Consider the following 26,740-nt stretch of genomic DNA (forward strand, 5'->3'; position numbering starts at 1 on the left):
CTTTAGCTTCTTTAGCTTCTTTAGCTTCTTTAGCTTCTTTAGCTTCTTTAGCTTCTTTAGCTTCTTTAGCTTCTTTAGCTTCTTTAGCTTCAGTGTTCGCGACCTGTTCTTGAGATGCAACCGCATCCATCATTTTTTCATCAGCTTCTTGTGCAAAAACATTGGTACTCATTAGTACATTTAACACAACGATCGAAGCGAAGGATTTGCTTGTAGTTATGTCTTTCATATTTTTAAGAAACAAACTCATACCCCATCTGCTCAATATTTTCATTTTGGCAAATCATAGCATTAATAAAAGATTAGAGCTGAATAACGAGATTTAATTCATTCGACCTGTATGCATTTAAACGTTTAAATCCACCATAAACTAAACCCGAGTTCTACATCCTGTAAAACTCGGGTCGATGAGGTTGTGCTTTTCAAAAATCATATTATTGTTTTATTGGCTTTCCTTTCCTACATCATCTCCATGATGATTTTCCGTCGGCGTCGTCTTCCATATTGGGATCATTCCATTCCCACTCCCTGTGCCGATAAGCTTAGATTACGCTTAAGCTCGCTTCGTGACTATGGGTCAACAGACACATTCATTGTAAGCAATTTCTTACACGCATCCATTCACACTTGTTTGCCATCTTTATAATCTTGCGCAATTTCATCTGTCACTTGTTTCTCTTCTTTCTCAGCTTTCGCAATACCTTCTTGAATCGCCTCCTGAGCCTCTTGCTCATCAGCATCCGTCTGTTCTAATTCTTGCTGTACTTGCTCAAATTGTCGTCCAGTTTGTAAAACAACGTACACAGGAAAGTGATCCGAACCAATATGCGGTAATCGCTCCATTTTCACCAAAGCAAAATCAGTGCTGTGGAATACATGATCGAGTGACCATCGTAATAGCGGATAGTCCGCATGGAAGGTATTGACATAATGACGTCCAACACGCGGGTCTAACAAACCACTGATACGTTGAAATAGTCGTGTGGTACGAGACCATGCCACATCGTTTAGATCTCCCATGACAATGCAACTTTCATCCAAGTCTTTAATTTGATCACCCACAATCAACAATTCAGCATCACGTAATGTAGAGTCTTTGGCTTCAGTTGGACTCGGCGGTTTGGGATGTAAACAATATAATTGAACTGGCTGTCCAGAACGTAATTTCACTGTGGTATGAATAGAAGGAATCTCATTACTCAGTATGAATTTGACTTCGGTATCACTCAATTCCAACTTACTGTAGAGATGCATTCCATAGAGATTATCTAAAGGTACTGGAACACGATAAGGATAATCCGCTTCGATGACCGAAAGTTCATTCTGCCAGGTTTGGTCTGTTTCAAGCGTCAATACGATATCGGGTTGATGCTGATGAATCTGTTCAATCAAACGATGATATTCTGTATTTGGTGTTAAAACATTCGACACAATTAAAGAGATTTGCTTTGATGGATCAAGTTGATCTGGTTGGACCTGTTTCACCTGTTTTTTCCAAATTAAGGTATAAGGCAAAACCATCTTCAATTGATATGCTAATGCAGCAATTAATCCAACAAATATGACTTGGCGTCTTAAATCCCATTCCCCATCCCAAATCAACAGGAGGATAAATGCGATAAAGCCTAGGGCTAAAATTTGTAGTCTTGGAAAATCGGCACCTCGAAACCACCACTCATCACGCGGAATCAAAGACCAAAAACTTAACCAAATCACAACAACAGCCAGTATCTCAATCCATAGCATAGCGCTTCTCTTTATATATTCTTAATTTTTCGATGATTCATAAATTTATATTAGTTTTGCATGTAACATAAACAAGATATATTGCACAATATATTTGCTGTTTTGATTGTGTACCACTTGCAGTTATACACTCTTTTGATACACTCGAACCCCCTTTTTTATTTTAACGCACCGAGGCAAAGTGACATGAAAGTAGGTCTGGTCGGTTGGCGCGGGATGGTTGGTTCCGTCCTTATGCAACGTATGGTTGAAGAGAATGATTTCGCTCATTTTGAGCCATTCTACTTCTCTACCAGTAATGCAGGTGGTGAAGCCCCTGCGTTTGGTGGTAAAACTGCCCCAGCACTTATGGATGCGACAGACATTAATAGTCTGAAGCAAATGGATGTCATTATTACCTGCCAAGGTGGTGATTATACCACTGAAGTTTTCCCTAAGTTGAAAGCTGATGGTTGGAATGGTTACTGGATTGATGCTGCATCTACATTGCGTATGGACGATGAAGCAATCATCGTATTAGATCCAGTCAACATGAATGTGATCAAAGACGGTTTGGTAAAAGGTACGAAAACATTTGTGGGCGGTAACTGTACTGTTTCATTGATGTTAATGGGTCTTGGTGGTCTGTTCCAAAACAATCTTGTTGAATGGGCGACTTCAATGACTTACCAAGCTGCTTCTGGTGCGGGTGCGCAAAACATGCGTGAACTCATCACAGGTATGGGCTATTTGTATAACAATACAAAAGATCTATTAGACGATCCACGTTCTCCAATTTTAGATATCGACTCTAAAATTGCTGAATTACAGCGTGGTGAAGGATTCCCTTCAGCAAACTTCGGTGTACCTTTAGCAGGTTCTTTAATTCCTTATATCGACAAACAGCTTGAAAGCGGTCAATCGAAAGAGGAATGGAAAGGTCAAGTTGAAACCAATAAGATTCTTGGTAATTCACAAATTGTACCTATTGATGGTCACTGTGTACGTATTGGTGCAATGCGTTGTCACTCACAAGCATTGACTTTAAAACTTCGTAAAGATGTTCCTTTAAATGAAATTGAAGACATCATTGCAAGTGCAAATGACTGGTCTAAAGTTGTGCCGAACACACGTGAAGCATCAATGACTGATCTTACACCTGTTGCAGTAACTGGCACGCTTACAGTTCCAGTAGGCCGTTTACGTAAACTCAATATGGGTAAAGAGTATTTAGGCGCGTTCACTGTTGGTGACCAATTACTTTGGGGTGCTGCTGAACCTTTACGCCGTATGCTACGCATCTTGATTGACTATAAAAATGCTTAATATTTAATAGTCACTTCAATAAAAAGCCGGTCTGATTAGATCGGCTTTTTTTATGCAATTTGAATTGATTAGAGCTTGGAGTGCTATTTGAAAGGAAATATTATGACATCGATACAAAAAACAGTTAAATTACAATCTCATCACTTCTTATTTCGAACATCTTGATCGATACACAATGATGAACTGAGAATATAAAAAATCGAGATTAAAAACAGTCCAATATTTCGAGCACTCAGGTATTAGATTTGCAATAAATTCATTGAATTCAATGAAGGGGAAAAATTATGTTGTATGTCATTCCATTTGTCGTCTTGCTGTTAATCGCACTGGTGCTCAAAAAACGTGAGGATAAACAAAAAAATGGTGACACAGGATCAACAAAATCTAAAAAAAATGTGAGTGTAAAACGCGCTAAGAAAAGCCCCAAAACTCGTTCCACCCCACAACAAGCCTATTCACAGCATGGTCATGGCGCACCACAAGACTTAAGTGCCGAACCAGTGGCTGATGAACTTAAAGCCAGTATTGAATACTTAATTCAATCAGAAAGCTATATGTCAGCCGAAGCAAAAATCAATCAAGCATTGAATCGCGATCCTAGACAACATGAGCTTTACTCGTATTTGATTGATATTCACATCTTACAGAATGATGAATTTGCTTTAAAACAATTGAGTAATTATTTACGCTCCACTGGATTACATTACATTGCGGATGAAGCTGAAGACAAACTTAAAGCTGCAAAAGAAGCGGAACGTAATAAAGAAATTGCGAAAGAATCACGGGATATATCGAACACCGAGAATCAGCCTCGTCATGCTGCACAGTTTCATAGCACCAGTTTTTTAACTGAAATTCCTGCAGTGCAATCAGAACAAGCTTTTGATCATCTCATCAAGTCTCAGGATGAACAACATAGCTCTCAGGAAAGCACACCCACTGAAACAAATGAGACCACAGAGCAATCTTCTCTTCCTTCTCAAAGCTCAACATTTGTGTTTGAAACAGAACAATACCCACATCCCTTACAAGCCAAAGAGAAGAAAAGCCCCCCTGAAGAAGAAAATGAGCATGTCTCTGCTGAACCTACTGCTCATTTTGTATTTAGCTCAGAACAGCTGGATTTAGCAGAAGAGTTTACGCTCAATAAAACCAATGAAGAAATCATTGACCAGCTCCCTTCTGATCAGGCTGAAAATCAACAGGTAACTGAACAACAGACTCCATCGCAAAACGAGCATTTTGAACTCGATTTTTTTATGGAAGATACACCGCAACCAACCTCACAACACCCATTCGAGCAAGATGATGAGAAGACTCCTGCATCAAAAGAGCAAACACCTTTAGAATTTATAACGACAGATTTAACTTTCGAGCCAAATGCTCAAACACAGACTGAATCTGAAACAACCAATCAATCGACTGAAGATCGCGCACCCTTAGAGTTTGATTTAGATTTCTCCAGTTTTCAGTCTGAAAATAAATCACAAACAGAATCAGTGAACTCGACCGATGCCGAGAACCTTGCTTCAGAAAATGAGTCCATCCAAAATCTCGACTTCACACTTGATTTGAGTCAAGAATGGGTTGAAAAAACAGATCTCTCTCATTCAGCACTGAGCTCTTCTCCATTAGAAAAAAATCCACAAGAACTGAATATTGAAATAGATCCATTGGAATTTAGCTTTTCAGATCAGTCGGAACAGCCTCATTCTCAAACAACATCTAAGGATGAACTCACTTTTGATCTTTCAGATGATTTTAACTTTGATGCTGAAATATCTAGCTCAGCAAAAGTTCCAGAACAAAGCGTGAATGATCAAAATTTAGATTTTGTAACTTTCGACTTTGAGGAAAATCTTGATTCAAAATCTACAATAGAAAGCTCAATTGAACCGACAAACGAGTTTAATTTTGACCTCAATTCATCAGATGAAAACGTGGATGTGCAACAGAGTCATTCGCATGAAACATCTGCGATAAAAATGAATCCGAATCGTCCTGATGATCCTCTTGTACAACGTTTTCCTGAATTACTCAACGTTGATGAAATTCAACTTAACTTAGATTTAGCGGATCAATACATTAAATTTGGCGCGTTTGATGAAGCAGAAAAATTAATTACGGAATATGAATCGCATTACAATGACGAACAAAAAATGCGTGCAGCAAAACTCCGAGAGAGCATGGAATCTGATTCCAATTAATCTTAATATGAAGCAGTCTAATCAGGCTGCTTTTTTTATGAGTTCAAAAATAGCTTTAATCTATATGGGTGGGACATTTGGTTGCGTTGGTGAACCTTTAGCGCCTATGCCTGCTGCCGATTTTTTCCCGCAATTAAAAGAAATTTTGCCCGTTCAAAATCAAATCGAGCTTGTTCAGGCTCATGAGATTAAAGACAGTAGTGCATGTACGGCGCGTGATTGGTTGCTGTTAATCCAACAAATCCAGCAATTACAAACTAAACAATTTCAAAAATTTATTGTCATTCATGGTACCGATACCATGAGTTATGCTGCGGCTATTCTTTCTCGATTTCTCCATGATACGTGTCGAGTCATTATCACAGGTAGCCAATTTCCCCTACTCAATCATGCCGCGACAACTTTGCATCCATCGAGCGACGCTTTAAATAATCTAAATCATGCCATCCAACATATGGAAAATGTGTCTGATGGTGTTTACTTATGCTTTAACCATCAAATTTTTCATGCTAGAACTGCAGTTAAGACTCATCGCACGGCACTAAATGCATTTTGTGGTGAAGCATTTACAAATGTCATCAAGCCCATATCAAGTTCTTTTTTCAACATTACTGAGCAACATATTGAACGCTCGATACAACTCAATATTGCGAATCTGAGTCTTCGCCCCATTGAAATCAAATTATTCAATCAGCATTTAACGCGTTTTATCGACAACCCGCCTCATGTACTCATACTTCAAGCATATGGAACCGGTAATTTAGCAATTAATGCGGATACCACAGATATTTTGAAGCAGCTTCATGCCTTAGGCTGCCATATTGTATTAAGTAGTCAGGTCATGTTTGGAGAATTAGATCAACGCTATGCAATTAGCAGTTGGATTAAAGCATCTGATATTTTGATCGACGATACACTCAGTGATGCCGATCTTTATGCCAAAATTCTAAAAATGTATTTACAATACCCCTCCACAGATCAATGGTTACAGCATTGGTATGATTCATCAAATTAGAGGTTCAAATGCCACGTTTTGCAATCGGAATTGAGTTTAGTGGCGTTCGTTATCGAGGTTGGCAAACACAGCAACCAGGCGTGCCGAGCGTACAAGAAACCATGGAAAAAGTGTTGAGCAAAATTGCTGATGAACCCATCATTTTGCATGGTGCGGGTCGAACAGATGCAGGTGTTCATGCCACAAATATGGTGGCTCACTTTGACACAAATGCAATACGTCCAATTCGCGGCTGGCTTATGGGAGCTAACAGTACACTCCCTAAAGATATTGCCATCCAGTGGATTCAAGAAATGGGCAGTGATTTTCATGCACGCTTTAAAGCGCAGGCTCGCCGTTATCGTTATGTCGTTTATAACAGCCCCATGCGCCCTGCCTTACTCCACAAACAAGTAACGCATGCTTATTACCCACTTGATGTGGATAAAATGATTGCTGCAGCCTCAAAATTTGAGGGTACTCATAACTTTGAAAGCTTTAGAGCTGCTGCGTGTCAATCCAACCAACCTGTACGCCATGTGAGCCATTGCAAACTCATCAAACATGGTGCTTACCTTGTTCTTGACATCCAAGCAGATGGTTTTTTACATCACATGGTTCGCAATATTATGGGCTGTTTACTGGAAATTGGTCAGGGGATGTACGACATTGACCATATCGATGAAATATTCGCAGCAGAAGACCGTAAAGCAGCAGGGATCACAGCACCACCTGACGGCCTTTACTTTATCCAAGCACACTATCCTGAAGAGTTTAACTTGCCTAAAGTGCCGCTAGGCCCTCATTGGTTAAACATGCCTGAATAGATTTTTTATTTTGAATTGAAAAAAATCCCTTCATAAGAAGGGATTTTTTTAGCGCTGTTTACGCTTACGATATTCAACAGGTGTCTCATTGGTCCATCGTTTAAAGGCACGATAGAACGTACTTGGTTCTGAGAAACCCGTCAGATAGACAATTCTCTCTACGCTTTCATTGGTGTTTGCCAAAAGTTTTTTAGCTAAACGACAACGATAGTCAGATAAAATTTGCTGGAAGCTTGTATTGGCTTCACTGAGCTGTGTTCTCAAACGACGTGGGGTGATATTCAACTGAGCTGCCACAGTTTCTAGCGTTGTTTCTCCACTCTCAAGTGTAGAACCAATGGCACGGCGCACCTCACCCACTAAATCGTATCGAGCCAACTCCTGTAATTTTTCAATCGCCAACTGCTCATGTAGTTGAAGTAATTCTGGCTCGGCTTGCCAAAGTACATAATCTAAAATTGCAGGATCAAAATAAAGTCGCGTTTCTTTTTGGCCTAAACTTACCGGGCACTCATATACACGGAAATACTCATCGTCTGAAGCACCCTCGCTAAAGTTAAAATCGATATATATAGGTTGAAAACGACCTTCAGTAATAAATTTGAAGAATCTTAAAATGCCTGAAATCGCGCACTCAGAAAAATGACGATTGACTAGATTTTCAGAGAAAGGTTGTTCACCATTGGTTAGGTAGCAACGATCATCTTCAATAACCAATTTGGCATGAAATGCATCACTGATTAGACGTTGATACGCTAAAGCCCTTTTCAGGCCTTCGCCAAAATTTTCAGATGAAATAAAAAGATGTTCAATCACTTGACCACGATAAAGTGGTAAATGCTCACCTAAATGTAGACCAATGTCTGGATCTTTACTGACTTCTTCGGCAGCAACCCAGAAAGCGTACTGCGCGCTTAAAGGCGTACGCGCATTTTGATCTACTTGATTTAAGGCCACACCCGCTTTTGTTAAAATTTCTTCTGTGGGCAATCCAGCACGACGAATTGCTTGATAACCTAATCGTAGAACAACCGAAGCATCAGTTAGCTGACTCACGCAGTGCCCTTCCTTGTATGTTATTAATATTTACTTAAAACTTATGAATTAGATTACAGTCGATTGACCAAACTGACAACATAGTTAAGCATTTTTTTGTTTAAAAATTTTATTTGTTTGTTCGACAAGTTTGACCATAGAAACGCCGACTGAACTTGGTTTAACCTTGTTTTTTTCTAAAATTTTGCCTATAATTTGCGCCTTTCCAATTTGATCATCAGGTAGGCTATGGCCAATAAAGAGGAACTTATCGAGTTCGAAGGCGTTGTCACCGAAACGCTTCCTAATACTATGTTCCGTGTACGTTTAGAAAACGGTCACGAAGTAATTGCACACATTTCTGGTAAAATGCGTAAACACTATATTCGTATTTTGACTGGCGACAGTGTTAAAGTTGAAATGACACCTTATGACTTATCTAAGGGTCGCATTACTTACCGTGCACGCTAAGTGTTAGTAAGCGAAAAGCCACATTGAGTGGCTTTTTTGTTTTTGTACTTTTATTTTATGAATCGCATAGAAAGTTCATTCAGCTAAATCAATCGCCTGTCTTTGTGATAAGAGATAAATTCAGATATATAGAATAATTAAACTCACTATTTATTCTTAACTTTCAATCAAATATAAAAACAATCCTCATATACACACTCAACCACAAAAAAATCGTCGTACTGCCCCACTATTTCGTGCACTAAATAAATTGTGTTTTTTGCCCATCTGCATATTTACACTTTTCCTGTTTACGGCATGCCAAACAGCAAATTTTCAGAACAAAAAAAATATGAATACTTATGTTTCACAATTTGTAGGACAAGATATCCAACATATCCGATAAACTACCGAGTTGAATTCTTTTAACATTAAGCTGAAGCCCAATCTTGAGATTCGAGATGATCGATCCATTTTCACCTTTGAACGTATAGTCAACACCTCGATTCCAATGGGAAATTCGATGAGAGATGAAAATGATTTTGTTATTCCTGTACGTGCAGCTTCAGCAAAGCTGTGATACGGTAACGTAATGACTTGCTCGAGTGTTTTTAGTTAAAAAAAAATATCGCTTTCGAAAGCTCGGCAATAAAAAACGCAGCTCATAGGCTGCGTTTTGAATGAATCAACTGAAATTAGTTAAGCGCTGCAACAACTGCTTCACCCATTTCAATTGTCCCGACCTTCTTCATGCCTTCAGACATAATGTCAGCTGTACGTAAACCTTGATCTAAAACATTCCCTACTGCATCTTCAATCGCTTTTGCTGCAGCTTCTTGACGGAACGTATATCGAAGCATCATTGCAACAGATAAAATTGTTGCCAATGGGTTTGCGATATTTTGACCTGCGATATCTGGTGCTGAACCATGACAAGGCTCATACATCCCTTTACCATTTTCATCTAATGAAGCTGATGGCAACATACCGATTGAACCAGTCAACATCGCAGCCTCATCAGACAAGATATCACCGAACAAGTTACCTGTTACGATCACATCAAATTGTTTAGGTGCACGAACCAATTGCATTGCTGCATTGTCAACGTACATATGTGACAAGTTAATGTCAGCATACTGTTCAGCATGTAACTGAGTTACTGTTTGTTTCCAAAGCTCAGTGACTTCAAGAACATTTGCCTTATCCACTGAACACACTTTACCACCGCGTAGTTTCGCCATTTCAAACGCCACTTTAGCAATACGCTTGATTTCTGACTCTGCATATACGTCGGTATTAAAGCCTTGCTTCTCACCATTCTCTAATTCGCGAATACCACGTGGTTGACCGAAGTAAATACCACCAGTTAATTCACGGACAATTAAAATATCTAAGCCTGAAACAATTTCAGGTTTCAAACTTGAAGCATCTGCCAATTGAGGATACAAGATCGCTGGGCGCAAGTTAGCGAAAAGGTTAAGTTCGCTACGTAATTTCAATAAACCACGCTCAGGACGAATTGAGCGCTCAATTGTGTCCCACTTCGGACCACCAACAGCACCTAACAAAATCGCATCTGCTTTTTTTGCTTGTTCAGAGGTAACTTCTGGATAAGGTGAACCATGCGCATCAATTGCAGCGCCACCCAATAAACCTTGTTCCCATGTTAAATCTAGATTGAATTTTTCATTGACACGGGTGAGGACCTGTTCAGCTGCTTTTACAATTTCAGGACCAATGCCGTCACCAGCTAAAATCAAGATTTGTTTAGACATGAGATTTTCCATTTATAAAGTTAGTATGAACTAACGTGTTTTTAAATTTTTTTGTTCCACAAACTCACCTAGTCCATTGAGAACATTATAGGGTTTGCAGAAACGACGAATGGTTTGTTGCTCTTGCAACAAGTCAACACATAATGGCTCTGGTGCAGAAGCATCAAGTAAACTTTTTTTCCCACTGCTTCGATCTCTAAACATTACAAATCGGTAATCTTTTTTTGCTTCGAAGCGATGGATAACATTAATAGTTTCTGCTTTTTCCTCTGAAATCGGATAAAAGCGAACCACCACTTCATGCAGTCCAGCAGGAACTGAAAGATATAAGGCTTGCGGATCTTTCAAAGAGTCAGCATTTAATCGCACCATACCTTGCTTGATCGCACGCTGATCTAATCTTCGAGATTGAGCATCAACAATGGGATGCTCATCGAATCTTTCAAACTCACAATTCAACGTTCCTGAGCAATAAATCAAAGCATGATTTCTGGTTTCAGGCGTTTCTTTAATCTTTTTCAGTTGTAATCGGTCTACGGTCTGACAAGCGGATAAAACGGCGACAGACAATCCGAAAAACGCGTAGCGTAATAAAACTTTTGCCTTCATTTGTGCCCAACCTCACCAAACGGCGCAAAACTAAAAGAATAATTTTGCACCGATATTAGCAAGACTTGAATCAGAGCACTATAGCTTTAAGTATCAGTTACGCTTTGATTTCTTGGAATACCCATGGGCGAACAGCTTTAGTTCTTTCCTCATAAGCACGAATGTCTTCTGCCGCTTGTAACGTTAAACCAATATCATCTAAACCATTCAACAAACAGTGCTTTCTGAATGGATCAACTTCAAATTTAAATGCTTCGCCTGTAGGTGTACGTACTTCTTGTGCTTCAAGATCAATCGTTAACTGATAACCTTCTTGAGCTGCACACTCTTTGAATAATTGATCCACAATCTCTTCAGACAAGATCACTGGTAACATGCCATTTTTAAAGCTGTTGTTGTAGAAAATGTCTGCATAGCTTGGTGCGATTACGGTACGAAAACCATATTCTTCTAAAGCCCATGGCGCATGTTCTCGGCTTGAACCACAACCAAAGTTGGCACGTGAAATCAAGATTGAAGCACCTTGATAACGTGGTTTGTTCAACTCAAAATCTGGATTCAAAGGACGTTTTGAGTTGTCTTGCCCCAAATAGCCTTCATCTAAATAACGTAACTCATCAAACAAATTCGCGCCGAAACCTGTACGCTTAATTGATTTCAAGAACTGTTTTGGAATAATTAAATCTGTATCGACATTGGCACGGTCTAAAGGTGCAACGATACCTTGTTCAACGGTATATTTTTTCATGATTACTACCTAATGGAATCAAGACCATGTTTCACAAGAACTATCATATCTAAAATGTATAAAATTAACTTTTAACAGTTCAACTTTATCTTTTAAATATTTGTACTCCACATGGACTCCATTTTCTTTATGATCAAATTTAATGAGTGCAAACAGTTCATCATTTAAATAACAAGACCAACATGCCATAGCTGGAAATGAATAGTGTTTTAAAATTTCATTGAAAAACTGTTCACTCTGTTCATATTTTACAATGTGAGTCTGTAACAAATGAGGAGCATTTACATCATCCCCCATGCAAACTGAGTCTCTAGTCAGTGAGCATTTCACTTCAGTTACATAACTCATTTCTAGGTTTGCTTAGAACGTACGCACATCTACAAAGTGACCTGCAATTGCCGCTGCTGCTGCCATCGCTGGACTCACTAAATGCGTACGACCACCATTACCTTGACGACCTTCGAAGTTACGGTTTGATGTTGATGCACAGTGCTCACCTGGTTGTAATTTGTCTGCGTTCATTGCTAAACACATTGAGCAACCCGGCTCACGCCATTCAAAACCAGCTTCAATTAAGATTTTATCCAAACCTTCAGCTTCTGCTTGTGCTTTGACTAAGCCAGAACCCGGAACAACCATCGCTTGCTTAATCGTGCTTGCAACTTTTTTGCCTTTTGCAACTTCAGCTGCCGCACGGATATCTTCAATACGAGAGTTAGTGCAAGAACCGATAAATACGCGATCCAATTTAATATCAGACAATGCTTGACCCGCGGTTAAGCCCATATATTGATAAGCACGTGTCCAATCGTTACGTTGTACATCATCTTTTGCTTGTTCTAATGTCGGTACTGCTTGCGATACAGGAATCACCATCTCAGGAGATGTACCCCAAGACACTTGTGGCTCAATCTCTTCACCTTGTAATACAACGACTGTATCAAAGTGTGCACCCTCATCAGAATGTAAAGTATTCCAATAAGCTACAGCTTGATCCCACTGCTCACCTTTCGGTGCATAAGGACGGTTTTTCACATATTCAATGGTTTTCTCATCTACAGCAACCATACCTACACGGGCACCGCCTTCAATCGCCATGTTACATACCGTCATACGACCTTCAATCGACATATCACGGAACACTTGACCACCAAATTCGATGGCATGGCCTGTACCACCAGCTGTACCGATTTTACCAATAATCGCTAAAACCACATCTTTTGGTGTTACGCCTTGACCTAATTTACCGTCAACACGTACCAACATGTTTTTCATTTTCTTTTGAACTAAGCATTGCGTTGCCAATACATGTTCAACTTCAGATGTCCCAATACCGTGTGCCAAGCAACCAAATGCACCATGCGTCGCTGTATGAGAGTCACCACAAACAACCGTCATACCTGGTAAAGTTAAACCTTGCTCAGGTCCAACAACGTGTGCGATCCCTTGACGGACATCGTTGATATCAAACTGTGCAACATTAAATGTTTTACAGTTATCATCTAAAGTTTGCACTTGGATACGTGAAGTATCATCTTCGATCCCCGCAATCCCTTCAGAACGCTCTTTTGTAGACGTTGGTACGTTATGGTCAGGAGTTGCCACGTTTGCACTTAAACGCCAAGGTTTACGTCCTGCAAGTTGTAAGCCTTCAAAAGCTTGTGGAGAAGTCACTTCATGCAACAAGTGACGATCGATATAAAGTAAAGAAGATCCATCATCGCGTTGTTTAACTAAATGATCGTCCCACAATTTATCGTACAACGTTTTTTTTGTTTGAGTTTCTGCTTTTTGGGTTTCGCCTGCCATGTCGATTTGCTCCACTGGACTGGGTAATTCTGTCATTAATTACGATTATAACGGCCTATTCACATAAATCTAATTTATCATTTTTATTAGTTTAAAAACTTTTTAGAATCAATTTAAACACCAAAACCATCTATAAAAACGATTAATTTAAAAATAATATTCGCTTTTACAGATTAAATAAGAATGCTTATCATTTAAACATCTCCAAGATCACCACCAACTGAGGATGTTCACATGGCACATATTCAAAAATTTGTTGAAGATAATCAACGCATGTTCAAAAAAACACTAAGCTACTACATTATGCACATTACGGTAGCCATGATTGTAGGCTACCTTGTCACAGGCAGCATTTGGATGGCAATTACTTTGAGTTTACTTGAGCCTACTGTACAAGCCGTGGCTTATTTCATTCACGAACGCGTGTGGGAGAAAAAAACGATACAACAGGAAGAAAATATCGTCGCATAGTTTCACCTGTGATCCTCCTCATCTAAGCCGCACTATGCGGCTTTTTTGCAACAGTTTATGAAGAATTACTTCGCAATAGATATAAATTTATTTTATAATTAAATAATATTTTCATAACCGAGTTTAAATTATGAATCTTGCTGCCTTTGAAGCTTTTATAAAAGTCATGGAAACGGGTTCGATTTCTATGGCAGCTGATCAACTATTTATCACTCAGCCCGCTGTTACCAAACGTATTCATAGTTTAGAAGATTATTTTGGTGTCAAATTATTTGAATCTGCTGGCCGAGGTGTACAAGCCACCCATGCGGCTCATTCCCTGCTTCCAAAAGTTAAAAATTGGTTAAATGAACTAGGTGATATTCATCACACCTTAAGCCACGACCAAAATCAGATTAAAGGAAAGCTTAAAGTTGGTACCAGCCATCACATTGGATTACATCATTTACCGCAACATTTAAAAAGCTATGTTCAGCAATATCCTGATGTGACATTAGATGTGCATTTTGTAGATTCAGAACAAGCGCATGAAAAAGTGTTAGCTGGTGATCTTGAACTGGCATTCTTAACCTTACCCCCTGTCCTAGATGAACGTTTAAAATATGTTCCTTTATGGAGTGATCCTTTGGTTTTCGTTGCTGCAGTTTTTCATCCATTGGCAAATATGAAAAATTTAAGCCTTGAAGATCTCATGCAGTATCCAAGTTTATTACCTGCAGCTCAAACATATACAGCGCAGATCACCCTTGCAGAATTTGAAAAAAATGGATTAAAACCTAAAGTGTCCATGAGCAATAATCCGCTTGAATCCATTCGCATGTTGGCTTCTATTGGGTTAGGTTGGTCTGTCTTGCCAAGTACTTTAGTCAATCAAGACCTGGTCAGACTGGATATTAATTTAGAAATGCAGCGTCAATTGGGTATGGTTTGGCATCCGGGACGCACCCAATCTAAGGCAGCCAAAGCATTGGTTGATTTAATGAAATAATTTCAGCACTCGATATTTAAAAGTCATCTAATCAGATGACTTTTTACTTTTTAAGACAAGTGAGCTACTTAAGCTTTTTTCTTCAATGAATCTTCATGTAAAGACTCATTGAGCTGATCGATAATTAATGCCCATGAACCATCTGAACATAATTTTTCTTTCAAAAATTGACGTTGACCTTCAGACCAAAAACTTGCTTCAGTCAAAAAGGTTTCAGCTTCTAACTGATGTGTTTCAATAAATTCTGCAATAGCTTGCTCGCTAGAATCCAATCCTAATTGCTCAAATAAGTTGGTCATTCTTGGCTCTGCATTTATCATCGTATATTCCTTATGATTTTGATTAATTTTAAGTTAGTTGTTTGCGCATAAGGTATCACTAAGGGATGAAAGCGTCTGTAAATTTATGCTGAATTTCATCTCAAGTTATTTCAATGCTGATCAATGAAAAAAAGCCATTGATACAATGGCTTTAGCAATGATTTAATTTTGAGAATAAAACTGTCTTAAATGGACCAGTCTTGGATATCCCAACCCTGCTCTTTAGCCAATCCTTCAAGACGATCATCTGGGTTGACTGCAATCGCATGATCCGCATATTCCAATAAGAATCGATCGTTAATGGAGTCTGAATATGCCCATGATTCAGTAACGTCTCGTCCCTCGAGCCATTGATCTAATCGTGCCAATTTACCTTTTTGATAACACGGAATATTAATGACTTTACCCGTATATTTACCATCAACCACTTCTGCATTGGTTGCAATAATTTCTGTAATACCAAATTCACGAAAAATAGGTGCAGTAATAAAATCTGATGTTGCGGTAATTCCTACTAATTGATGCCCAGCATCTTGATGACGTTGAATCGCTTTATAACCTTCAGGACGCATTTGAGGTCGAATCACTTTTTGCATAAAAAGCTGATGTAAGTCGGTCAAATACTCATTGTCATGTTGCGTTAAAAATTCAAATACAAATTCGTTGTAGGCAATTGGATCAAGTTGTCCTGCTTTGTAGTCTTCATAAAATTTGTCATTCATGGCGCGATGTCGAACTGGATCAACCAAGCCTTCATTGACTAAAAACTCGCCCCAAGAATGGTCAGAGTCGGTATTTAACAAGGTGTGATCTAAATCAAACAACGCCAATTTCATGAAATTACTCGTTCAAACTGAAATTTAAGAAAAAAAATGTAAATCTATCTCCGCTAGTCGATAGAAATTCGTTAAGATCATAGCAATTTTAAAACATTATTACTTTGAACTTTTCGAGTCGGGCATAGAGAGTGGATGCCCCCGAACCCAAAGTCAACGAATTTAATAAATTTTAGGTGCCAAATGATCGACTCAGAAGGTTTCCGACCGAATGTCGGGATCATTTTGGCAAATGATATTGGACAAGTTTTATGGGCAAAACGCATTGGTCACAATGCTTGGCAATTTCCTCAAGGAGGCATCCAATTTGGTGAAACTCCAGAACAGGCACTTTTCAGGGAACTCCGTGAAGAAGTCGGGTTATTGCCGGAGCACGTCCAAATAATTGCTCAGACCGAAGGTTGGTTACATTATCGTTTGCCACTTCGCTACATCAGATCAGATTCTGATCCTGTGTGTATCGGACAAAAGCAAAAATGGTTTTTATTGAAATTAGTCGCGTCAACGAATCATATTCAGTTGAACTTAAATGATCCGCCAGAGTTTGATCAATGGCAATGGGTCAGCTATTGGTATCCACTAGGCCAAGTGGTGAACTTCAAAAAAGATGTTTACCGTCGTGCCATGTTGGAATTGTGTATGCATCTGCCATAGCATGATTTATATTAAACATTGAATTTAAATGTTTGATTTTTATTTCGACTATTTGAATAATCACCATAATTACATCCCTTTAAGAGGAGCACCGCTACATGTCGAACATGCAATTAGACTCTTTACGGCGCATTGTCCAAGAAATCAATGCGTCTGTCAGTTTGCATGATTCGTTAGAAATTATGGTCAACCAAATTTCTGAAGCAATGCATGTAGATGTGTGCTCTATTTATTTACTTGATGAACGTAACCAACGTTACGTTCTGATGGCTTCCAAAGGCTTAAATGCTGAATCTATTGGCAATGTCTCACTGCAGCTGGGTGAGGGTTTGGTCGGACTCGTTGGGCAACGCGAGGAAATCGTCAATATCGAGAATGCGTTTAAGCATGAGCGTTTCGCATATTTCCCAGAAACGGGTGAAGAGATTTATAACTCTTTCCTTGGCGTTCCTGTTATGTATCGTCGAAAAGTCATGGGTGTTCTCGTGGTTCAAAATACTGAACCACAAGACTTTAGCGAAGCTGCTGAATCGTTTTTAGTCACACTTTGTGCGCAACTTTCTGGCGTTATCGCCCATGCGCATGCAGTTGGAAATATTGATGTTTTCCGTAAGCCAAATAATTCTCCAACCTATAAAACATTTCAAGGATCATCAGGTGCAGGTGGTATTGCATTAGGTCGTGCACTTATTCTTTATCCACCCGCAGATTTAGGTTCAGTACCTGACCGCGAAGCTGAAGATATCAGTGAAGAGCTTGAATTACTTGATCATGCAGTTGATTCAGTTCGCCAAGAAATTCAATCACTTGATGATAAAATGCAAGATTCTTTGATGTCTGAGGAACGTGCATTATTTAGCGTATTCTTGAGAATGTTGGATGAGAATGCCCTGCCTGCTGAAATCAAAGAGTTAATCCGTGATGGTCACTGGGCTCAAGGTGCAGTTAAACACGTTATTGATCGTCATGTGGCAATCTTTGCACAAATGGAAGACGATTATTTACGAGAACGTGTTGCAGACCTAAAAGACCTTGGGCGACGTATTTTAGCAGCACTTCAAGAAGATGATCTGAGTCATCGTGAACTGAGCAATGACAGTATCATCGTGGGTGAAGAAATCAGTACGGCAGCATTGGTTGAACTTCCTGTAGATAAGATTGCAGCGATTGTGACGTCTGAAGGGGCTGCCAATTCACATATGGTGATTGTGGCACGTGCTTTGGGTATCCCCACAGTTGTTGGTGTCACCGAACTTCCGGTGACTACCCTTGATGATGTGGAAATGATTGTTGATGCCTATCAAGGACGTGTATTTATCAATCCACCACGTCGTTTACGTCAACGTTACCGTGACATCCAAAAAGAAGAAGAACAAATCGCCAAAGATCTTAAACAGTATGAAACCAAAGATGCCATCACTCCTGATGGTGTTGCAGTACGCTTATTTGTGAATACAGGTTTAATGATTGATGTCGTGCGTGGTGTACAACGCGGTGCCAAAGGTGTCGGACTCTATCGTTCAGAAATTCCATTTATGTTGCGTGATCGTTTCCCGGGTGAAGAAGAGCAACGGGCGATTTACCGTCAACAACTTAGTCACTTTGCCAATAAACCAGTCGTGATGCGTACTTTGGATATTGGTGCAGATAAAGATTTACCTTATTTCGAAATAGAAGAAGAAAACTCAGCATTAGGATGGAGAGGGATTCGTTTTACCTTGGATCATCCTGAGATTTTCTCTTCACAAATTCGTGCGATGTTAAAAGCCAGTGTCGGCTTGAATAATTTGCATATTTTGCTGCCAATGATCACCAGCGTCAGTGAAGTAGAAGAAGCGCTTTATATTATTGAGCGTGACTTAGCTGCGGTTCAGGAAGAAGAACAAGTTAAAATTAATCGTCCTAAGATTGGCATCATGGTGGAAGTACCTAGTGTTTTACTCCAAATTGGTGAGTTTGCAGAATTAGTTGATTTCTTCTCTGTGGGTTCGAATGATTTAATCCAATATTTGTTGGCAGTCGACCGTAATAACCCACGTGTATCGAGTGTTTATTCTCACTTCCATCCCTCAGTGCTTCGAGCATTGCAACGCTTAGTTCAAGAGTGTCATAAATATGACAAACCTGTCAGTATTTGTGGTGAAATGGCTGGCGATCCACTCTCAGCAATTTTACTGATGGCAATGGGCTTTAATACGCTTTCAATGAGTTCGAGCAATATTCTCAGAGTCCGTAAAGCAATTTGTCATGTTCCAATGGTCGATGCGCAAACACTTTTGGATGAAGTGGTGAAAATGAGTAATCCACTCATTGTGAAAAGTTGGATGGAGTATTATTTCCGTCATCATGGTTTAGCGGATATGGTGAAATCGAATCGTATTGTAAATGCCTAATATGAATCTCGGTTTAAGCAGAGAAAGAGCTGAGTAACAACATAATCAATTGGCTTTTTTTTTAATCTTCATGTTGATCGTAGCGATCTCGGTAATTCTATTTCATTTATATGTTAGTAAATTAAAAAGTAGTTCAAGACCCAATAAACCTATTTCAAATTATACGCTAGATCATGGTTGAACGATGAATTCTGAACACCAAATGAGCGAATCATCATATGTAGATATAGATTATGGTGGAAGTAGTGGTGGAGCAGACTAACCTTCACGTGTTTAGGCATATAAAAAAAGGGAGATAATCATTCGAATATCTCCCTTTTTTGTGCTTGCTATAGCCACGTTTTGCATTTTTCTTACGATCTACAAAAACTTGGCTTTTGTTGACTTCATGCATATGTTTTGCCACAAAGTTGTGAATCACAACTTCTGGCAACGCTTTTTTCTTTGCCATTTTTTAATCACCTTCAGTTTAACCACCCTAGATGATGGGAAAGCGATATTACGCTTTTTTGTACATTATACAAGCAAATTCATAATGGTTTTTTCAATGACATTCATCGAATGCATACAATGTTTAAGATTAGCTCTGCCATTTTTCTATGTTAAATTGATCAAAAACTCGAGCACCCGAAGGTACTCTTACTCAGCATAGAAAGGACTAAATCTTCATTATTTCGGTAGAAGACTAAATGTACCTCGATGATGATTAAATTTTCCAACTGGCATTGCGATATTTTGGTAAATGATCTTTTGCTTTTGATCGATGATCAGTACAACATTTTCTTTAGTCGCATCATCTGTCCAATACACCATAAACTGCTCAGGTCCAACCTGTGTGGCTAAATATTCAATATTGGCAGATGTATTTTGTCCTGATGTGATATTTAAAAGACTTTGGTCTTTGAATTCAAGACGCTGCGTTTGACCATTGATGTTTAACGCCAAAGTCTGTCCAATAGCGAAGAATGGTTTGTTCAATGCTTGTTGTAAACCGATGTCCTTGATTACACCTTTGACGCCTAGTATTTTGCCTTTAAGATGAATTGTTCCATCATTCCCAGCAATGTTGGTGTAAACGACATCTCGATTATAATCTTGAATATGAACGACCTTATCTCCTGATTTATCCTCATGCCAATAAACCATAAAAATATTTTTAGCAATCTCAACAGGTGTGTATTTTACCGCTTCAGAAAGATCTGGCCCAACTGCGCCACCGGCACCTGTAAAAGTTAGGTTTTGATGGTCTTTGACATCAAGATCAAATTTCAAACTCGTAAAATCGACTTGAATTTTTTGTCCTATTGGCGGATAAGGAGATGCAACTTTCCAATCGGTTTCTTTGGCAAATACTTGTGCAGACATTTTTAGCACTTCTTCACTCGACTCAAGATCTGGATACTTTGCTTTCATATATCCAAAAATCCCTTCCGAGCTTTGATTTTCAGTAACTGCTGTTTTAAAGTTCGTTAAATACCCTTTAATCCAATCCAATGGCTTAGGTGAAAAGTCACTTTTTACATAATGACCTGGGATCACTTTTTTAGGATTTAAACTCAGTATTTTATCAAGTTGCTTCTTCCAAAGATCGATCCCTTGCACACCATTGGTATCGGCCATCCACAAATGCTCACCATAAGCGACCGAAATACCACCCAATGCCGTTTTTAAACTTGGAATCCATAGGAAACTATGTGCGGAATCTTCTGGATCAAGTTGGACTTGAATCTTTTGCCCATCTAATTCCATATATCCTGAATTTAAGGCTTCAGGAATAATAATCTTTTTAGGGGCATCGCTTTTTGCTAATTGTGGCTGCCAAACTGATAACTTATCTTCTTTAGAGGCTTGTATTAAATAGGCTGTCTGCGCGGTTGAAACAACCTTAGCATTTGGAAATGCTTTTAAAATTTCATTGGTTCCAAAATAATAGTCAGGGTCACTATGCGAAATATAAATATATTTTAAATTTTTACCTGATTTCTTAATCAGATTGACTACGTCTTTAGCGTATTGATTCTGAAATTGAGCATCGACCAAAATAGCATCTTTTTTTCCTGAAATTAAAGTTGATGCAACGGCAAAAACAGCATCCTCTCCAGGAGTATAAGTCTGCAAAGTGAGTGGAGATGGATTTGATGAATCTTTTGGACTTTTATCATCAGAATCATTACAGCCACTTAAAGCAATGGTGGTCACAAATAAACTAGTGGTTAGGAGTTTTGTCATATCAGCCTCATGAGATAAATTTATCTATGGTTCTTATTGATCTTTATTTTTTAAATAAGCTTTAAAGCAAAAGTGCCATATTTCCCCTCGTCATACTGCGGATGTGGCAGTGCAACAAGACGAATTTAAAGCTTATTGAGGCAGAAGAAGGATGAGAAGTACTTACGGTTTAGTAAGTAAAAAAATCGAATTTACAGTTAAAATATTAGACTGATTTGCAACAATAAATTCCACGATAAAAAATGTTAACTTTAGTATCTTGAACTTTGAATACCTGTTAATACAGACAATACTCACTGAACAGCCATCTCTAATTTTTTCTTATTCATGGGCTAAGGCTTCAATTGGTTTTAAGTTTGCAGCACGTTTAGCGGGCATATAACCAAAGATCAAACCAACCAGTGTTGAAAATAGCAGTGCGATAATAGCAACTGACCATGAAAATACCATCTTATAATCTGAGCTAATCGCATTAAAAATAAAACTGGCGATCAAGGCGATCGCAACACCAATAACGCCACCAATTAAACATAAAACTGCAGATTCAATCAAAAAATGAGCCTGCACATCACTTTGGCGAGCACCAACTGCTATTCGTAAGCCAATTTCCTTAATTCGCTCGGTCACAGAAACGAGCATGATATTCATCACACCAACGCCACCTACGACCAATGAAATAAAGGCTACTGCAGAAATAAAGAAAGTCATCGTTCCTAAATATTTTTCAAAGGACTTCATAGACTCATCACTGTTATATATATCAAAATCCTCCACACCATGACGAGCAATCAATAGTTGCCTCACTTTCTTTTCGGCTTTCACTGAGTCAGTATTTTGATGTAGTACCGCAGTCAGCAGATTGACATTATCACTACTTGAAATTTGTGACATCAATACATTATAAGGCATCCAAATTTGTGAAGAACCTGAGCTATATTGAGGTTCAGCGATTCCAACAACTTCATAAGAACGCTTATTAAATAACACTGTTTTACCTAAAGCTAATTTTTGCTGTCCAAATAACTTTTCAGCAGCTTGCTTATCAATCACTACGATTTGGGAACGCTGTTCAACATCGCTCTGTGTAAAAAAGCGACCATATTGAACTTTCATGTTTCTAATTTTTAAATAAAAACCATCTGCACCTGTTGCACTCACATCAATATTACGATTTTGATAAATCATGTTCCCACTTAAACTGACATGTGGAGAAACATGGATAATTTCTTTCATCTCATTGAGTGCATTTAAATCGTCCATATTTAAACGGCTGGCAGATGCAGCTAAAGCTGTTCCCCCTGGATAAATCTCAAGTGTTGCTGTTTTCAATCCCCCCCAATCATTCAAAAATTTTTCTTTTGCGCCATTACCAATCGCAATGACAATGGTGACTGAGCAAATGCCAATAATAATCCCTAGCATGGTCAAAAATGACCTTAAACGATTGGCGAAAATTGAGTGCAAAGACATTTTCATCGCTTCATACACTTGGGAAACAAAGCTGAATTTCATGTCCGCATGAAAAACTTTTGATGGAGAAACTTGCCCTAAAGATTTACGCTGCGTATCCGAAAGAATGCGTCCATCTTTAATTTCAATGACACGATCTGCACGTTCTGCAATACTTTTATCATGAGTAACTAAAATAATCGTATGCCCTTGACGGTGTAGATCTTCCAAAATTTGCAAGACCATTTCACCACTTTCAGAATCCAAAGCGCCTGTGGGTTCATCGGCTAAAATAACCTCACCACCATTCATAAGCGCGCGGGCAATACTGACTCGTTGCTGCTGTCCACCCGACATTTCATTGGGTTTATTGTCACTCTTATCAGCTAAACCGAGCTGAGCTAAAAGTTGCAGTGCTCGATCCGCACGGTTTTCTGCATTCAAATTTGAATAAATCGCGGGCAAGGCGACATTCTCTAAAGCAGATAAAGCATTCAATAAATTATAGCGTTGGAACACAAACCCAAAACTTTTTAAACGTAACGATGAAAGCTCATCATTACTCAATAAGGAAATATCTTGTCCACGAAACAGAAACTGTCCTGAAGAGGCTTGATCCAAACATCCAAGTAAATTCATTAAAGTAGACTTACCTGAACCTGATTGCCCAATAATCGAAATAAACTCACCCTGTTCAATACTGAGACTGACATCTTTTAGGATGTGTTGTTGATTATTTTCTGGACCTACAAATTTATTTATTTTTTTTAGTTCAATCAAACTCATTAAGTATCGCCTGATGTATTCGCACTATCGTCAGGTGCCTCTGCCAAAATTTTTTCACCCAACTTTAAACCAGACTTGATTTCAATATCATTTGAGTCAGAAATTCCAGTCACGACTTTTCTTGGTTGAGGTTTTGTATCAGGTTGATAGAGGTAAACAATGGCATCTGATCCATATCCAATCACCGTTGTTTTCGGAATTTTCAGCACATTCTTTTTTTGATTTACAATAATGTCATTTTGGGTTGTCATACCGATACTGAGTTTACGCTCAGGGTTGTCCACCAACATTCTTGCATAGTAGAACACTGCTGCATTCGCATTTTCATTTTTATCGTCGTAAGTTCCTTTGGTCAGGGTCGTTAAAGCAGGATCAATACTTTGAATCACACCATCTAATTTCACATTGGGGTCTGCCAAGGTGCTAAATTTAACTGGCATGTTTTCTTTTAATTTAGTGTAGTCACCTTCTGCGACCTGCATTCGGATTTCCATCTTATTCAAGTTGGCGATCGTCGCGATCAAAGGTGTCGTTTGTGCAAAGTTAATGGTTTGACCAGCTTCAACAGGCATGGAAACCACGGTACCCGTCAGTGGGGAGCGAATCTGAGTGTAGCCCAATTCAGTTTGTGCTGTATTCACATTAATCTGTAATTGTTTCAACCGATATTCATTTGACTCAACATCTGCAATCGCTTGTTTAAGCTGATTATTCGCCTGTTCGAGCTCTTCACGAGAGCCTGCTTCAGCTTTGTATAAAGTTAATTTACGCTGATAGTTTTGTTTTAAAGTTTGTAAAGCGACACGTTTCGCTGCCAAGTCTGCCTTCGCAGCTTCAAGTTCGGCTTTACTGGTATTGAGCTTGTCCAACTGTGTTGTCGAGTCAATTTCAGCGATTAATTCGCCTTTTTTTACATCCTGTCCTAACTTGATATACAGCTTTTGAATTTGACCTGAGACTTGCGCACCCACGGAGACAATATCGGATGCATAAATTTCACCTGTGGCTTTAACAATCTGCGTTAGATCACCTTGAGTGACTTGAACGGTCTGCGGTTCTGGCTGCTTTTTTTGTGACTGAATATAGAAATAAACAGAAAGAGCTAAAGCAACCAATACCACTAAGACCAAAAAATACTTTAATTTTTTTGATTTTTTTTGCATGTGCATAATGACGAATAATCTTTATTGAGGAGATAACTTTTGATCAACATGTTTTATTCACTTTAATATGATCAAAATTTAAAAATTTTTAATGACACGATTCTAGTGAATTCTATTTTTTCACACTGTCGTACTTATTTATTTTTATGTATCGATAACAGCCAACCGCATCTATGTGTTGGCTGTCTATCAGAAAAGGGTTTTGGAAAATAATTAAGCGGCAAATGCTCGATTTAAAATTGAGGTCACATCTACTTGTTTAGGATCAAGCATTCCCACCACTTGACCATGAAATTTTTGATAACGCGTCGCAATAAAAGCATTGGCAATAAAATCTGGCGCATAACGTTTCAGCAATACTGCTTGAGAGAGCACAACCAAACGACTGACTAAGCTTCTCCCCATAAATTGTAAATCATCAGGTTCCTGATGAAATAATCTAAACAGTCCCTGCAACTCTTCATTAAGTATTTTGTCTTGACTTGCAGTAGATGCTAAATCTTTAAATAAATGCTCGATTGATTCAGGATCACGTGAAATAGCACGAAGCACATCGAGACACATGACATTACCTGACCCTTCCCAAATGGTGTTTACAGGTGCTTCTTTAAAGAGACGAGCCATGATGCCATGTTCAACGTAGCCATTGCCACCGAAAACTTCCATCATTTCACCAGTCATTTCTACTGCTCTTTTACAGATCCAAAATTTTGCTGCTGGTGTCATGATACGTTTCCATGCCAAACAAAGTTCGCTGTCATGTTCATAACAATGAGCCAAATGAAAACTCAACTGCACTGCCGCTTCAGTTTCTAAAGCAAGATCTGTGAGCACAGACCGCATTAATGGCTGCTCAATGAGTCTTTTACCAAATGCTTGACGTTGACGAGTATAGGCAATGCTTTGTACTAGGGCCTGACGCATAATGCCACTTGAACCTACCGCACACGTTAATCGGGTATAATTCGCCATTTCAATAATCGTTGGAATGCCGCGTCCAGCCTCCCCCATCATAATGCCCCAAGCTTCTTTAAATTCGACCTCAGAGCTGGAGTTGCTGCGATTTCCAACCTTCTCTTTGAGTCGTTGAATATGAATCGCATTTTTTGTGCCATCTTCCAACCAACGCGGAACAAAGAAACACGCCAATCCATCATGCTCAGTTTTAGCAACAACCAAATGTGCATCGCACATAGGTGCTGAAAAAAACCATTTATGCCCAGTTAGTAAATAGGCTTGTCCTCTTCCAGACCGCCCAACTGGAACAGCTGTCGTTTCATTAGCACGCACATCAGAACCACCCTGCTTTTCAGTCATGCCCATTCCAATCCAAATCGATTTTTTCTGAGCAATCGGTAAATCGCGTTCATCATATTCAGTGGATAAAAGTTTATCTCCTAGCTTTTTCCACAGCTCAGGTTCTTTTTGAATCAATGGAATGCTGCCCAAGGTCATTGAGTTTGGACATAAGTTTCCACACTCCACTTGACCACTGAGGAAGAATTTTGCTGCCCAATCCACCCAACCAGATTCTTGAGTGAAATTTAGAAAAGGATGTGCATGAACCGCATATTTACGATTTAACGCCATCCATTTGTGCCATGAAGGATGAAATTCAACAAAATCTGCCCGTCTACCTCGAGCATCAAAACTATGTAAAATAGGAGGATGTTTATTGGCAAGATCAGCATGGTGATAAAAGCTTTCACAACCTACGACTGCGCCAAATTCACTTAAATGGACTGAGTTTCTACTGCCATAACGCTGTAAGATTTCTTGTAAGATTGGATCTGTTGTATATAGATTGTAATCTTGAAGCTCATCAAATTGATTATGTATTTGATGTGTCATCCATGCCGACATAAACGCACCCTCTTTGGAATTTTTATCTCTAACTTCATTATTTATATTATCGAGTATAGCTTTTGAAAGTAGATTATCTAGTG

The 26,740-nt window shown here is 38.9% G+C and carries 24 protein-coding genes; 9 read left to right on the plus strand and 15 right to left on the minus strand.

The window, feature by feature from the left end:
* Positions 1 to 250: hypothetical protein (locus tag AC1M9B_RS07205; RefSeq protein WP_481592407.1), on the minus strand; the 250-nt coding region annotated here is incomplete at its 3' end.
* A gap of 371 nt (positions 251 to 621) precedes the next feature.
* A complete protein-coding gene (locus AC1M9B_RS07210) occupies positions 622 to 1,746 on the minus strand; it encodes an endonuclease/exonuclease/phosphatase family protein (protein WP_035264120.1) in 1,125 nt (374 codons plus the stop codon).
* A 186-nt stretch (positions 1,747 to 1,932) separates the two neighbouring features.
* On the opposite strand from AC1M9B_RS07210, the gene asd reads away from it, so the two are divergent.
* The 4 genes from asd (at position 1,933) to truA (ending at position 7,079) form a co-directional block, all read left to right on the plus strand.
* Entirely contained in the window at positions 1,933 to 3,051 is a 1,119-nt protein-coding gene (gene asd, locus AC1M9B_RS07215) for an aspartate-semialdehyde dehydrogenase (RefSeq protein WP_035264122.1), read from the plus strand.
* 284 nt (positions 3,052 to 3,335) lie between these two features.
* Entirely contained in the window at positions 3,336 to 5,258 is a 1,923-nt protein-coding gene (locus AC1M9B_RS07220; protein WP_481608864.1) for a hypothetical protein, read from the plus strand.
* Positions 5,259 to 5,295: 37 nt separating this feature from the next.
* Complete coding sequence (locus AC1M9B_RS07225; RefSeq protein ID WP_481608865.1) at positions 5,296 to 6,273, plus strand: asparaginase domain-containing protein; 978 nt, start codon at positions 5,296 to 5,298, stop codon at positions 6,271 to 6,273.
* 8 nt (positions 6,274 to 6,281) lie between these two features.
* Positions 6,282 to 7,079, plus strand: coding sequence for a tRNA pseudouridine(38-40) synthase TruA (gene truA, locus AC1M9B_RS07230; RefSeq protein WP_179998719.1), 798 nt, complete (start codon positions 6,282 to 6,284; stop codon positions 7,077 to 7,079).
* Positions 7,080 to 7,127: 48 nt separating this feature from the next.
* Here the strand turns inward: truA and AC1M9B_RS07235 are convergent, their stop codons facing one another.
* Positions 7,128 to 8,135, minus strand: coding sequence for an AraC family transcriptional regulator (locus AC1M9B_RS07235; protein WP_035264130.1), 1,008 nt, complete (start codon positions 8,133 to 8,135; stop codon positions 7,128 to 7,130).
* Between the two features lie 228 nt (positions 8,136 to 8,363).
* On the opposite strand from AC1M9B_RS07235, the gene infA reads away from it, so the two are divergent.
* Positions 8,364 to 8,585, plus strand: coding sequence for a translation initiation factor IF-1 (gene infA / locus AC1M9B_RS07240; protein ID WP_004692529.1), 222 nt, complete (start codon positions 8,364 to 8,366; stop codon positions 8,583 to 8,585).
* Between the two features lie 674 nt (positions 8,586 to 9,259).
* On the opposite strand, the gene leuB is transcribed toward infA, so the two are convergent.
* From leuB to leuC, 5 genes are all read right to left on the minus strand, one after another.
* Positions 9,260 to 10,339 (minus strand): 3-isopropylmalate dehydrogenase, encoded by a 1,080-nt coding sequence (gene leuB / locus AC1M9B_RS07245; RefSeq protein ID WP_179998721.1) that lies wholly within the window; start codon positions 10,337 to 10,339, stop codon positions 9,260 to 9,262.
* Between the two features lie 30 nt (positions 10,340 to 10,369).
* A complete protein-coding gene (locus AC1M9B_RS07250) occupies positions 10,370 to 10,948 on the minus strand; it encodes a hypothetical protein (RefSeq protein WP_035264152.1) in 579 nt (192 codons plus the stop codon).
* 97 nt (positions 10,949 to 11,045) lie between these two features.
* A complete protein-coding gene (gene leuD / locus AC1M9B_RS07255; protein ID WP_481588649.1) occupies positions 11,046 to 11,696 on the minus strand; it encodes a 3-isopropylmalate dehydratase small subunit in 651 nt (216 codons plus the stop codon).
* Between the two features lie 18 nt (positions 11,697 to 11,714).
* Positions 11,715 to 12,044, minus strand: a complete 330-nt coding sequence (locus AC1M9B_RS07260) for a hypothetical protein (RefSeq protein WP_155756938.1) — start codon at positions 12,042 to 12,044, stop codon at positions 11,715 to 11,717.
* Between the two features lie 12 nt (positions 12,045 to 12,056).
* Complete coding sequence (gene leuC / locus AC1M9B_RS07265; RefSeq protein WP_481592414.1) at positions 12,057 to 13,505, minus strand: 3-isopropylmalate dehydratase large subunit; 1,449 nt, start codon at positions 13,503 to 13,505, stop codon at positions 12,057 to 12,059.
* 234 nt (positions 13,506 to 13,739) lie between these two features.
* On the opposite strand from leuC, the gene AC1M9B_RS07270 reads away from it, so the two are divergent.
* Entirely contained in the window at positions 13,740 to 13,976 is a 237-nt protein-coding gene (locus tag AC1M9B_RS07270; protein ID WP_035264169.1) for a DUF2061 domain-containing protein, read from the plus strand.
* Between the two features lie 130 nt (positions 13,977 to 14,106).
* Positions 14,107 to 14,964 carry a LysR family transcriptional regulator gene (locus tag AC1M9B_RS07275; protein ID WP_035264171.1) on the plus strand — a complete coding sequence of 286 codons (858 nt, stop codon included), beginning with the start codon at positions 14,107 to 14,109 and terminating at the stop codon, positions 14,962 to 14,964.
* A gap of 68 nt (positions 14,965 to 15,032) precedes the next feature.
* Here AC1M9B_RS07275 and AC1M9B_RS07280 read toward each other — a convergent pair whose 3' ends face one another.
* Both AC1M9B_RS07280 and AC1M9B_RS07285 read right to left on the minus strand, forming a co-directional pair.
* Positions 15,033 to 15,284, minus strand: a complete 252-nt coding sequence (locus tag AC1M9B_RS07280) for a DUF2789 domain-containing protein (protein ID WP_481592415.1) — start codon at positions 15,282 to 15,284, stop codon at positions 15,033 to 15,035.
* Positions 15,285 to 15,469: 185 nt separating this feature from the next.
* Positions 15,470 to 16,120, minus strand: a complete 651-nt coding sequence (locus AC1M9B_RS07285; RefSeq protein WP_481592416.1) for an HAD family hydrolase — start codon at positions 16,118 to 16,120, stop codon at positions 15,470 to 15,472.
* A 183-nt stretch (positions 16,121 to 16,303) separates the two neighbouring features.
* On the opposite strand from AC1M9B_RS07285, the gene AC1M9B_RS07290 reads away from it, so the two are divergent.
* Together AC1M9B_RS07290 and ptsP are read left to right on the plus strand one after the other, a co-directional pair.
* Entirely contained in the window at positions 16,304 to 16,774 is a 471-nt protein-coding gene (locus tag AC1M9B_RS07290; protein WP_035264177.1) for an RNA pyrophosphohydrolase, read from the plus strand.
* 98 nt (positions 16,775 to 16,872) lie between these two features.
* A complete protein-coding gene (ptsP, locus tag AC1M9B_RS07295) occupies positions 16,873 to 19,167 on the plus strand; it encodes a phosphoenolpyruvate--protein phosphotransferase (RefSeq protein WP_035264179.1) in 2,295 nt (764 codons plus the stop codon).
* Between the two features lie 265 nt (positions 19,168 to 19,432).
* Here the strand turns inward: ptsP and AC1M9B_RS07300 are convergent, their stop codons facing one another.
* The 5 genes from AC1M9B_RS07300 to AC1M9B_RS07320 all read right to left on the minus strand — a co-directional run bounded on the left by AC1M9B_RS07300 (position 19,433) and on the right by AC1M9B_RS07320 (position 26,657).
* Positions 19,433 to 19,618 (minus strand): DUF7230 family protein, encoded by a 186-nt coding sequence (locus AC1M9B_RS07300; protein WP_035264181.1) that lies wholly within the window; start codon positions 19,616 to 19,618, stop codon positions 19,433 to 19,435.
* A 218-nt stretch (positions 19,619 to 19,836) separates the two neighbouring features.
* On the minus strand, positions 19,837 to 21,396 hold the full coding sequence (locus AC1M9B_RS07305) for a MoaF-related domain-containing protein (protein ID WP_481608866.1): 1,560 nt from the start codon (positions 21,394 to 21,396) through the stop codon (positions 19,837 to 19,839).
* 321 nt (positions 21,397 to 21,717) lie between these two features.
* Positions 21,718 to 23,631 carry an ABC transporter permease gene (locus AC1M9B_RS07310; RefSeq protein WP_481608867.1) on the minus strand — a complete coding sequence of 638 codons (1,914 nt, stop codon included), beginning with the start codon at positions 23,629 to 23,631 and terminating at the stop codon, positions 21,718 to 21,720.
* Positions 23,631 to 24,800, minus strand: a complete 1,170-nt coding sequence (locus AC1M9B_RS07315) for an efflux RND transporter periplasmic adaptor subunit (RefSeq protein ID WP_481608868.1) — start codon at positions 24,798 to 24,800, stop codon at positions 23,631 to 23,633. Before AC1M9B_RS07315 ends, AC1M9B_RS07310 begins: the two co-directional genes overlap by 1 nt.
* Before the next feature lie 207 nt (positions 24,801 to 25,007).
* Positions 25,008 to 26,657 carry an acyl-CoA dehydrogenase family protein gene (locus tag AC1M9B_RS07320; RefSeq protein WP_481608869.1) on the minus strand — a complete coding sequence of 550 codons (1,650 nt, stop codon included), beginning with the start codon at positions 26,655 to 26,657 and terminating at the stop codon, positions 25,008 to 25,010.
* Positions 26,658 to 26,740: the final 83 nt, after the last annotated feature.

This window comes from Acinetobacter sp. ANC_7513 (assembly GCF_056779915.1).

What these genes read in the sequence shown, in the direction of transcription:
- AC1M9B_RS07210 (WP_035264120.1), bottom strand. Translation starts at nt 1,746, where the DNA reads ATGCTATGGATTGAGATACTGGCTGTTGTTGTGATTTGGTTAAGTTTT.
- asd (WP_035264122.1), top strand. Translation starts at nt 1,933, where the DNA reads ATGAAAGTAGGTCTGGTCGGTTGGCGCGGGATGGTTGGTTCCGTCCTT.
- AC1M9B_RS07220 (WP_481608864.1), top strand. Translation starts at nt 3,336, where the DNA reads ATGTTGTATGTCATTCCATTTGTCGTCTTGCTGTTAATCGCACTGGTG.
- AC1M9B_RS07225 (WP_481608865.1), top strand. Translation starts at nt 5,296, where the DNA reads ATGAGTTCAAAAATAGCTTTAATCTATATGGGTGGGACATTTGGTTGC.
- truA (WP_179998719.1), top strand. Translation starts at nt 6,282, where the DNA reads ATGCCACGTTTTGCAATCGGAATTGAGTTTAGTGGCGTTCGTTATCGA.
- infA (WP_004692529.1), top strand. Translation starts at nt 8,364, where the DNA reads ATGGCCAATAAAGAGGAACTTATCGAGTTCGAAGGCGTTGTCACCGAA.
- leuB (WP_179998721.1), bottom strand. Translation starts at nt 10,339, where the DNA reads ATGTCTAAACAAATCTTGATTTTAGCTGGTGACGGCATTGGTCCTGAA.
- AC1M9B_RS07250 (WP_035264152.1), bottom strand. Translation starts at nt 10,948, where the DNA reads ATGAAGGCAAAAGTTTTATTACGCTACGCGTTTTTCGGATTGTCTGTC.
- leuD (WP_481588649.1), bottom strand. Translation starts at nt 11,696, where the DNA reads ATGAAAAAATATACCGTTGAACAAGGTATCGTTGCACCTTTAGACCGT.
- AC1M9B_RS07260 (WP_155756938.1), bottom strand. Translation starts at nt 12,044, where the DNA reads ATGAGTTATGTAACTGAAGTGAAATGCTCACTGACTAGAGACTCAGTT.
- leuC (WP_481592414.1), bottom strand. Translation starts at nt 13,505, where the DNA reads ATGGCAGGCGAAACCCAAAAAGCAGAAACTCAAACAAAAAAAACGTTG.
- AC1M9B_RS07270 (WP_035264169.1), top strand. Translation starts at nt 13,740, where the DNA reads ATGGCACATATTCAAAAATTTGTTGAAGATAATCAACGCATGTTCAAA.
- AC1M9B_RS07275 (WP_035264171.1), top strand. Translation starts at nt 14,107, where the DNA reads ATGAATCTTGCTGCCTTTGAAGCTTTTATAAAAGTCATGGAAACGGGT.
- AC1M9B_RS07280 (WP_481592415.1), bottom strand. Translation starts at nt 15,284, where the DNA reads ATGATAAATGCAGAGCCAAGAATGACCAACTTATTTGAGCAATTAGGA.
- AC1M9B_RS07285 (WP_481592416.1), bottom strand. Translation starts at nt 16,120, where the DNA reads ATGAAATTGGCGTTGTTTGATTTAGATCACACCTTGTTAAATACCGAC.
- AC1M9B_RS07290 (WP_035264177.1), top strand. Translation starts at nt 16,304, where the DNA reads ATGATCGACTCAGAAGGTTTCCGACCGAATGTCGGGATCATTTTGGCA.
- ptsP (WP_035264179.1), top strand. Translation starts at nt 16,873, where the DNA reads ATGTCGAACATGCAATTAGACTCTTTACGGCGCATTGTCCAAGAAATC.
- AC1M9B_RS07300 (WP_035264181.1), bottom strand. Translation starts at nt 19,618, where the DNA reads ATGGCAAAGAAAAAAGCGTTGCCAGAAGTTGTGATTCACAACTTTGTG.
- AC1M9B_RS07305 (WP_481608866.1), bottom strand. Translation starts at nt 21,396, where the DNA reads ATGACAAAACTCCTAACCACTAGTTTATTTGTGACCACCATTGCTTTA.
- AC1M9B_RS07310 (WP_481608867.1), bottom strand. Translation starts at nt 23,631, where the DNA reads ATGAGTTTGATTGAACTAAAAAAAATAAATAAATTTGTAGGTCCAGAA.
- AC1M9B_RS07315 (WP_481608868.1), bottom strand. Translation starts at nt 24,800, where the DNA reads ATGCACATGCAAAAAAAATCAAAAAAATTAAAGTATTTTTTGGTCTTA.
- AC1M9B_RS07320 (WP_481608869.1), bottom strand. Translation starts at nt 26,657, where the DNA reads ATGTCGGCATGGATGACACATCAAATACATAATCAATTTGATGAGCTT.